The organism is Stenotrophomonas sp. HMWF003 (genome assembly GCF_003061285.1).
GTDB classification, from domain to species: Bacteria; Pseudomonadota; Gammaproteobacteria; order Xanthomonadales; family Xanthomonadaceae; genus Stenotrophomonas; species Stenotrophomonas maltophilia_AP.
In genome coordinates this window covers 1-7,400 of sequence record NZ_QAIW01000034.1, presented here as the reverse complement: position 1 = coordinate 7,400, position 7,400 = coordinate 1, and the positions used below count along the sequence as shown (strand labels likewise).

Here is a 7,400-nt window from a genome sequence, read left to right as displayed (position 1 = left end):
TCCGCCGCCTACCGCTATCTGTTGGTCGGCGTGCTCGGTGTGGTGGTCGGACTCATCGCCACGGTCATGGTTTCGCGTGCCATCCAGGCCCGCCAGGACCCGTTTCCCGATGCCCTCATGCACGTCATGAACCGCCAGGTGCAGCTGCTGCAGGACGCCCAGGCACAGAACCGCTGCACCCTGGCCGACAGCGTGCCGCGCCTGCAGACCCTGCGCTCGCTGTCCAACGACGTGGACCTGGCCTTCCCCGGCCTCAAGGACAGCCAGGGCTTCCAGCAGCATGCCAGCGCGCTGCGGGCCACCCTCAACCAGGCCCTGGCTGCCCCGCCCACCGACTGCGTCGGCATGGGCCAGCTGGTGGAAAAGATCCAGAACGACTGCAAGGCCTGCCACCAGGATTTCCGCTGATTCATCTGGCAGCCACGCTCGGGCCCCGGGATTGGCGCGCTGTTCACGGAGTACAGGACACGATCTGCGGCATGCGCCCCAGACGCATTCGACCACCCCTCTGGCCAGGAGAACCACCATGAAGATCCAACTCATTGCTGCAGCCGCCGTCGCCACCGTTGCACTGGCCGGCTGCGCGACCACCTCGCCCGGCTATGGCAGCGGCGGTTACAACAACGGTTATGGCAACAACGGCGGCTACAACAACACCAACAACCGCTGCGCCGATTGCGGCATCGTCACCCGCATCAACCAGGTCGCCTCCGGGCGTACCGCGCCCTCGGCCACCGGCGCGATCCTGGGCGGCCTGGTCGGTGCGGTCGCCGGCCATGAGATCTCCGACCACACCGGCGGCAGCAAGGGCAACCAGAACATCGCCGCCGCCGCGGGCGCCGTGGGTGGCGCGCTGGCCGGCAACCAGATCCAGAAGAACGTCACCAGCGACACCTTCGACATCACCGTGCGCATGGACGATGGCCGCACCGTGGTGGTCAACCAGCGTGATCTGGGCGGTATCCGCGAAAACACCTACGTCCGCGTAGTGAACGGCAAGGTGATCCTGCGCTGATCACGCCGCGCCCCAACGCGACGTAAAAAAAGGGCCCGCGCAAGCGGGCCCTTTTCGTGTTTCATCCAGCTGACGTCGGTGTGCGCTTAGAGCGGCTTCACCTTGTCGGCCTGCAAGCCCTTCTGGCCGGTCACGACTTCGAACTCGACCGCCTGGCCTTCCTTCAGGCTCTTGAAGCCCTGGGACTCGATCGCGCGGAAATGCACGAACACGTCCTCGCCGCTTTCACGGCTGATGAAACCAAAACCCTTAGCGTCGTTGAACCACTTGACGGTGCCCTTCTCAGCCATCTCAGCTACTCCCTAACTGTCTGTCTTGTTGTTGGATACGCCCTGACGGGCGGCTGACAGCAAGGGGGAAGCGAGGTGCAACGATGCAGCGGATCAGAAGATCTACCATCATCAGGCCACGATCCACGGTGACCTTGCCAAGCTCAGCGAGGTCAACTTAACCCGAGCAAAACGAAAAATCAACTGTGAAAAGCTTTCACATGTCAACCCTATTTCCCACACCATACCGGACAGCATGGACTATTCATTCATCTTCTACCTGCTAGCGGCCCTGCTGGTGCTGACGGGCATCGCAGGCATCGTGCTGCCGGCCCTGCCTGGCATCCCCCTGGTCTTCGCCGGTCTGCTGGTGGCCGCCTGGACCGACGGCTTCGCCCACGTGGGCTGGGTGCCCCTGACCCTGCTCGGGATCCTGACCCTGCTCTCCTTCGCCGTGGACATCCTGGCCACGGTGGTGGGCGCGCAGCGGGTCGGGGCCAGCCGCAAGGCGCTGTGGGGCACGGTCCTGGGCAGCATCGCCGGGCTGTTCTTCATGCCGATCGGACTGCTGGCGGGCCCGCTGCTGGGCGCGCTGGCCGGCGAGTACTGGCACACGCGCGAACTGGGCCGCTCCACCAAGGTGGGCCTGGCGACCTGGCTCGGCATCCTGCTCGGGGTGGCCCTGAAAATGGCGCTGGTGGTGGCGATGCTTGGCCTGTTCGCCTTTGCGTGGTTCTTCTGATGCCCGTGCTTTTCACACCCCGCGCACGGGCCTGCCCGGCATAAATCCCGCTGCGGGACCATGGCGGGCGCTGGCGGGATCGGCGGGCAACGGCCACACTGTTCCGGAAACCCCATTCATCTTTGCCACCTGGCCTGCTTTCATGACCCCTTCGCGCCCCCGCTCCGCCCTGTTCACCGCCCTGGCCCTGGCCTGCGCCAGCCTGCCGCTGGCCGCACAGGAAGCGGCCCCCACCCCGGCCTCGCCGGAGGCGTGTGCACTGGTCGACACCGACGCGGCACGGCTGGCCTGCTACGACACGCTGTTCGGCCACACCCGCGGGGTGACCGAGGCCGCCGATGCCGCCGCGGTTGCCGCGCAGCAGGCCCGTCGCGAAGAACGCCAGGCGGCGCGCACGGCCGAGGCCGATGCGCCGGCAACGCAGCGCGCCAAACAGCGCCTGGGCGAGCTGTTCAAGAGCGACGGCCATGAAGATGCGCTGGCCAACGCGGGCAAGGGCTCGCTGCTGGACAGCCGCTGGGAACTGGCGCAGGACTCCAAGCTGGGCGCGTTCCAGCTGCGCGCCTACAAGCCGGTGTACCTGCTGCCGGCGTTCTGGACCAGCGACAAGAACCAGACCCCGCAGTCGCCCAACCCGGCCAACAATGTCACCACCCCGCAGCTGCTGGACAGCAACGAGCTGAAGTTCCAGCTCAGCTTCAAGACCAAGGTCGTGGAGAACCTGTTCGGCGACAACGGCGACATCTGGGCCGGCTATACCCAGAGCTCGCGCTGGCAGGCCTACAACGCCGAAAACTCGCGCCCGTTCCGCGAAACCAACTACGAACCTGAAATGATGCTGCTGTTCCGCAACGGCTATTCGATCGGCGGCTGGCGCGGTCGCATGAGCGGCATCGGCGTCAACCACATGTCCAACGGCCGCGCCGATCCGCTGTCGCGCAGCTGGAACCGGGTGATCGCCACCATCGGCCTGGACCGCGAGAACTGGGCGCTGGTGCTGCGCCCGTGGTATCGCCTGCCGGAAGACCGCAAGGACGACAACAACCCGGATATCGAGGATTACATGGGCCGCGGCGACGCCACCCTGACCTGGAACCGGAATGGCCACGAAGTCTCGCTGATGGCGCGCCATTCGCTGCGCGGCGGCGACCGTTCGCACGGCGCGGTGCAGCTGGACTACGGCTTCCCGATCAGCAACCTGCTGCGCGGCCACGTGCAGGTGTTCGACGGCTACGGCGAAAGCATGATCGACTACAACCACAAGGCCACCTACATCGGCCTGGGCGTGTCGCTGCTGGAGTGGTACTGATGGCGGTGACGATCTGGCACAACCCGCGCTGCAGCAACTCGCGCGGGGCCCTGCAGATCCTGCGTGAGCACGGCATCGAGCCCACCGTCATCGCGTACCTGGACACCCCGCCGGACGCGACCACGCTGCAGGCGCTGGTCGCGGCGATGGGCACCGGCGCACGCGCGCTGCTGCGCACCAAGGAAGCCGCCTACGCCGACCTCGGCCTGGACGATCCGACCCTGGACGACGCAGCCCTGATCGCGGCGATGCACACGCACCCGGCGCTGATCAACCGACCGATCGTGCGCACCCCGCGCGGCGTGCGGCTGTGCCGGCCGCCGGAAACCGTGCTGGAGATCCTGCCGGCCTGACGTGGGCCGGCGCGATGGTTCAACCGCCGCAGCGGCTCACGCAGCGGTCGCGCTCTTCACCGCAGCGCAGCGCCGGCGACCGGTTGCGGCAGAAGTCGGCGCTGGCCTGGCAGGAACGGCGCAGTTCCGGGGTGTCGATCCTGTCGCAGCGACCGTCGCGCCGGGTGGCGACCCCGGTGCCGCAGGTATCGCTGCTGCCACTGCCCAGTGGGCTGGCCGAGCAGCTGTCGTACCGGCTCTGGCAGAGCGCCATGCACTGGTTGGCCGACGTCACCTCGCGCAGGCTGGGGGCGGAGTAGGTATCGCCGTCGCTGCTGCAGGCGACAAGCAGCAGGGTCAGCAGCATCACAGACAGCATCCGTGGCATGGTCGTGCTCCTTGTGGGTCGGTGCGGATGCACCCTGCGCATCCCAGGCAAATGTAGCACCGCTGGCGTCGCGGTCGCCGCACCGCCAGACCGCGCATCACCGCCAGTCGGTGATGCCTTCGCGCCGGTACACCTCGATGAAGGCCGGGCGCGCCTTGAGCCGGTCGGCGTAGGCCTTGAGCACCGGCCAGGTGTCGCTCGGCACGGGCATGTTGCGCGACCAGCGCAGCAGCATCACCAGCATCAGGTCGACCACGCTGGGCTGCGCGCCCAGCATGTACGGGCCGCCCGCCTGCAGGTGGTCCGACAGCCGCTGCCACGCCGCTTCCAGGCGTTGCCGGGCCTGGTCGCGGGTGGCGCCGGCGTTGTCCGGTCCGGCCATTTCATGGGCGTAGAACCACGCGCGGTACGCCGGCTGCACGGTGTTGGCACACCAGAACATCCAGCGGTAGGCCTCGCCGCGTTCCGGGCTGCCCACCGCCGGCAGGAAACCCGCCTGCGGATGCAGGTCGGCCAGGTGCAGCGCAATCGCCGCCGCTTCGGTCAGCACCTGCCCGTCCATGACCAGCGTGGGCACCACACCGGCGGGGTTGAGCGCCAGGTAGTCGTCCGACTTGTGCTGCCGGGTTTCGAAATCGAGCAGCACCAGGTCGTGCTCGACGCCCAGTTCGATCAGCAGCCAATGCACCACCAGCGAGGCGGTGCTGGGGGAACCATACAACGTGGTGGGCATGCGTGGCGCCTGTCAGGGGAAGCGTCCCATTATGCGCCGCCCGGCCGCCTGCGATGGATACAGATGCGCGCCTGCGCAGGGCGGCGCTGTGGCTGTTGCGCGTCAACTGGCAGGCCTAGCATGCGCAGCACCTTTCCCCCGGTGTGCGGCGATGCCCGAGCTGTCCAACCTGCTGGCCTTCGGCCTGATTTCGCTGGGCATGGTGCTCACGCCCGGGCCGAACATGATCTACCTGGTGTCGCGCTCGATCTGCCAGGGACGCGCCGCCGGGCTGGTGTCGCTGGGCGGCATCGCGCTGGGATTCCTGGTCTACCTGCTGTGCGCGGCGCTCGGCATCACCGCATTGTTGATGGCCGTGCCGCACGCGTACGACGCCCTGCGCATCGCCGGTGCGCTGTACCTGCTCTACCTGGCCTGGCAGGCGCTGCGCCCGGGCGGGCCGTCGCCGTTCCAGCTGCGCGACCTGCCGCGCGACAGCCCGCGCCGATTGTTTGCGATGGGCCTGTTCACCGCCCTGCTCAACCCGAAGATCGCGGTGATGTACCTGTCATTGCTGCCGCAGTTCATCCAGCCCAGCGGACATGGCAGCGTGATGGCGCAGTCGGTGGTGCTGGGGCTGGTGCAGATTGCCACCAGCCTGGGCGTCAATGCGTTGATCGTGCTGGCCGCCGGCAGCATTGCGGCCTTCCTGGCGCGGCGGCCGCGCTGGCAGGCGGTGCAGCGCGCGCTGATGGGCACGGTGCTGGGTGCGCTGGCGGTGCGGATGCTGGTGGACGTGCGGCGGTGAGGACGCGCCGACCAACGGTCGGCGGCTACCGGGATGTGCGGCAACGAAAAACGGCGCCCTCGGGCACCGTTTTTCTTGTCTGGGTGCCAACCAAGGGCCGGCATCCAGAAGGTCAGGCCACCACCACCGGAATCTTGCCGATGCGGGCCTGCCATTCGCGCGGGCCAGTGATGTGCACCGATTCGCCGGTGGAATCCACCGCCACGGTCACCGGCATGTCCTGCACGGTGAACTCGTAGATCGCTTCCATGCCCAGATCCGCGAAACCGACCACCTTGGCCGCCTTGATCGCCTTGGACACCAGGTAGGCCGAACCGCCGACCGCCATCAGGTAGGCCGACTTGTTGTCACGGATCGCTTCGATCGCCGCCGGGCCGCGCTCGGCCTTGCCGACCATGCCCAGCAGGCCGGTCTGTTCCAGCACCTGGCGGGTGAACTTGTCCATGCGGGTGGCGGTGGTCGGACCGGCCGGGCCCACCACTTCGTCGCGCACCGGGTCGACCGGACCCACGTAGTAGATGAAGCGGCCCTTGAGGTCGACCGGCAGCGGCTCACCCTTGTCCAGCATTTCCACCATGCGCTTGTGCGCGGCATCGCGGCCGGTGAGCAGCTTGCCGTTGAGCAGCAGGGTCTGGCCCGGTTTCCAGCTGGCGACGTCTTCGGGGGTGATCGTGTCGAGGTCGACACGGGTGCCCTTGGAGGCGTCGTAGGTGATCTGCGGCCAGTCTTCCAGCGACGGCGGATCCAGCATCACCGGGCCGCTGCCGTCCAGGGTGAAGTGCGCATGGCGGGTGGCCGCGCAGTTGGGGATCATCGCCACCGGCAGGTTGGCCGCGTGGGTCGGGAAGTCCTTGACCTTGATGTCCAGCACCGTGGTCAGGCCGCCCAGGCCCTGCGCACCGATGCCCAGCGCGTTGACCTTGTCGAACAGCTCCAGGCGCAGCTCTTCGGCGCGGTTGGACGCGCCACGGGCCTTGAGCTCGTTGATGTCGATCGGCTCCATCAGCGATTCCTTGGCCAGCAGCATCGCCTTCTCGGCGGTGCCGCCGATACCGATGCCGAGCATGCCCGGCGGGCACCAGCCGGCGCCCATGGTCGGCACCGTCTTGAGCACCCAGTCCACGATCGAGTCGGACGGGTTGAGCATCGCGAACTTGCTCTTGGCTTCCGAGCCACCGCCCTTGGCGGCGACGATCACCTCGACATGGTCACCCGGCACCACCTTGACGTTGACCACGCCCGGGGTGTTGTCCCTGGTGTTGGTGCGCTTGCCGGCCGGATCCGCCAGCACCGAGGCGCGCAGCTTGTTGTCCGGGTGGTTGTAGGCGCGGCGCACGCCTTCGTTGGCCATGTCTTCCACGCCCATGGTGGCGTCGTCCCAGCGGACGTTCATGCCGATTTCCAGAAACACGGTGACGATGCCGGTGTCCTGGCAGATCGGGCGGTGGCCTTCGGCGCACATCCGTGAATTGATCAGGATCTGGGCCATCGCTTCCTTCGCGGCCGGCGATTCCTCGCGCTCGTAGGCGGCGGCGAGGCTCTTGATGTAATCGACCGGGTGGTAGTACGAAATGTACTGCAGCGCGTCGGCGATGGACTGGATGAGGTCTTCCTGCTTGATCGATGTCACGACTTGCTCGCTTGCTGGAGGCTGGCGGGGGTTCAGCCCATCATTTTACCCCCCTCGCGCCGCCAAGGGGCATCGGTCGTGGTGCGACACCCGGCATCGCGCCCGCACGGCGTCTGCGGCACAGTGGCGGCACCCGTCACAACCGCGCCCCCGGCGGCGTCCTCCCGGCATGACCCCGACCGATACCTTCCAGAC

General features: G+C 67.5%; 10 protein-coding genes. 6 read left to right on the top strand and 4 right to left on the bottom strand.

Going from position 1 to position 7,400, the window contains the following annotated elements; all coding sequences use genetic code 11:
- Both DBR34_RS01280 and DBR34_RS01275 read left to right on the top strand, forming a co-directional pair.
- Positions 1-408: cytochrome c (locus DBR34_RS01280; RefSeq protein ID WP_128095393.1), on the top strand; the 408-nt coding region annotated here is incomplete at its 5' end.
- A gap of 118 nt (positions 409-526) precedes the next feature.
- The gene (locus DBR34_RS01275) at positions 527-1,015 is read left to right on the top strand and encodes a glycine zipper 2TM domain-containing protein (RefSeq protein ID WP_128095392.1); all 489 of its coding nucleotides are present in this window, start codon (positions 527-529) and stop codon (positions 1,013-1,015) included.
- Between the two features lie 86 nt (positions 1,016-1,101).
- Here DBR34_RS01275 and DBR34_RS01270 read toward each other — a convergent pair whose 3' ends face one another.
- On the bottom strand, positions 1,102-1,305 hold the full coding sequence (locus DBR34_RS01270) for a cold-shock protein (protein WP_019185917.1): 204 nt from the start codon (positions 1,303-1,305) through the stop codon (positions 1,102-1,104).
- A 235-nt stretch (positions 1,306-1,540) separates the two neighbouring features.
- Here DBR34_RS01270 and DBR34_RS01265 point away from each other — a divergent pair, with 235 nt between their 5' ends.
- The 3 genes from DBR34_RS01265 (at position 1,541) to arsC (ending at position 3,688) form a co-directional block, all read left to right on the top strand.
- Positions 1,541-2,026, top strand: a complete 486-nt coding sequence (locus tag DBR34_RS01265) for a DUF456 domain-containing protein (RefSeq protein ID WP_128095391.1) — start codon at positions 1,541-1,543, stop codon at positions 2,024-2,026.
- Positions 2,027-2,168: 142 nt separating this feature from the next.
- On the top strand, positions 2,169-3,335 hold the full coding sequence (locus DBR34_RS01260; protein ID WP_128095390.1) for a phospholipase A: 1,167 nt from the start codon (positions 2,169-2,171) through the stop codon (positions 3,333-3,335).
- Positions 3,335-3,688: an arsenate reductase (glutaredoxin) gene (gene arsC, locus DBR34_RS01255; RefSeq protein WP_128095389.1), complete on the top strand. Its 354-nt coding sequence runs from the start codon at positions 3,335-3,337 to the stop codon at positions 3,686-3,688. The genes DBR34_RS01260 and arsC overlap by 1 nt, the downstream gene beginning before the upstream one ends.
- Before the next feature lie 19 nt (positions 3,689-3,707).
- On the opposite strand, the gene DBR34_RS01250 is transcribed toward arsC, so the two are convergent.
- Together DBR34_RS01250 and DBR34_RS01245 are read right to left on the bottom strand one after the other, a co-directional pair.
- Complete coding sequence (locus tag DBR34_RS01250; protein ID WP_128095388.1) at positions 3,708-4,055, bottom strand: hypothetical protein; 348 nt, start codon at positions 4,053-4,055, stop codon at positions 3,708-3,710.
- A 97-nt stretch (positions 4,056-4,152) separates the two neighbouring features.
- On the bottom strand, positions 4,153-4,788 hold the full coding sequence (locus DBR34_RS01245; RefSeq protein ID WP_128095387.1) for a glutathione S-transferase family protein: 636 nt from the start codon (positions 4,786-4,788) through the stop codon (positions 4,153-4,155).
- A gap of 151 nt (positions 4,789-4,939) precedes the next feature.
- Between DBR34_RS01245 and DBR34_RS01240 the strand changes: the two genes are divergently transcribed.
- Complete coding sequence (locus tag DBR34_RS01240) at positions 4,940-5,575, top strand: LysE family translocator (RefSeq protein WP_128095386.1); 636 nt, start codon at positions 4,940-4,942, stop codon at positions 5,573-5,575.
- Between the two features lie 112 nt (positions 5,576-5,687).
- On the opposite strand, the gene DBR34_RS01235 is transcribed toward DBR34_RS01240, so the two are convergent.
- Positions 5,688-7,205 (bottom strand): fumarate hydratase, encoded by a 1,518-nt coding sequence (locus tag DBR34_RS01235; protein ID WP_128095385.1) that lies wholly within the window; start codon positions 7,203-7,205, stop codon positions 5,688-5,690.
- Positions 7,206-7,400: the final 195 nt, after the last annotated feature.